Source organism: Succinimonas amylolytica DSM 2873, from assembly GCF_000378405.1.
GTDB classification, from domain to species: domain Bacteria; phylum Pseudomonadota; class Gammaproteobacteria; order Enterobacterales; family Succinivibrionaceae; genus Succinimonas; species Succinimonas amylolytica.
On record NZ_KB899638.1, the window covers coordinates 14,487 to 15,620 of the forward strand.

General features: G+C 41.4%; 2 protein-coding genes. Both read left to right on the forward strand.

From position 1 onward, the window contains the following. Nucleotides 1–234 (forward strand): hypothetical protein (locus F557_RS23020; RefSeq protein WP_211209561.1); only part of this gene is annotated, 234 nt, incomplete at its 5' end. A gap of 268 nt (nt 235–502) precedes the next feature. Then, on the forward strand, nt 503–1,134 hold a 632-nt coding region (locus F557_RS19950; RefSeq protein WP_019002633.1), incomplete at its 3' end, for a transposase.

Here is a 1,134-nt window from a genome sequence, read left to right on the forward strand (position 1 = left end):
GGTGCATCGGGAGTACCGGCGGGAGGAACCGACGAAAGGCAAACATTGTGCCGTAACCTCTGTGATTTCAGTCCCTGCTGTCATGCTGGTCTCAGGAGCGGTGCTGCAGGCGGTCGCAGGGGGGCGCTGACAATGACGGTTTCCGGAAAATCCTTACCTGTAGGTGAGAGTGATTTTGAAGCAATTATCGATGAAGGCAGAATATTTATATTTACTCGAGTTTCCCACACCTAAAATGAAACTTAAAGCTCTAAATCTAAGGCATTGGAGAGAAAAAGAACTTAAATGATTGAGATTATAAAAATAGAAAAATATCGATAAATGTTTTAAAAGGAATTATAGATCAATGTTTAGAGCCTCGTTTTTATGATAATGTTTATTTATCGAAAATTTAAACAAAATAAAAACAAGGCAAGTAAAATGATACAGAAAGATGACATCAAACATAAGGACTATTCTCATTTTTTGAGACTTTTTTTCACAAATTAAGAACTCTGGAATCATGAAGAAGCTGGGATTTTATAAGGAGAAGGGGATTCAGCCAGTATCTATGATGCTGCAGTTCCTTATGTTCCTGATGACAGCCACATCAATACTCAAGTTCATGGCCAGAGGCGGAACTTCAAACAATGATGAAAGGTATTCCAGGAGTGTACTGTACCGGTTTCTCGGAAACCCTTTATACAACTGGCGTGCCTTGCAGATGAGCATTGCTATTATTTTGAGCAAAAAGATTTCTGCTCTGACCAAAAACAGGCGTAAGTGCCTGATTGTTGATGATTCTCTGTATGACCGAGGCAGAAGCAGGCACACCCAAATGCTGTCCAGAGTTTACGACCATGTCACTCAGAGCTACAGTTTAGGATTCCAGTACCTTAATTTATGCTGGACAGACGGAAATACAACGCTTCCCTGTGATTTTGCCATGGCTGGAGCAGCCAGACAAAAGGAATGTAAAAGGAAGAAAGACCGGAAACGTAAAAGCTCAAACCTGATTAACCCGGTACTCGGCTATGACAAAAGAACTCTTATCGGGAATCGGTATGAGGAATGTACAAAATCAAAGCCGGGAACAGTAATAACCATGATAAAGCGGGCTCTGAACTCCGGGCTTGAGGCTGATTGCGTACTTTT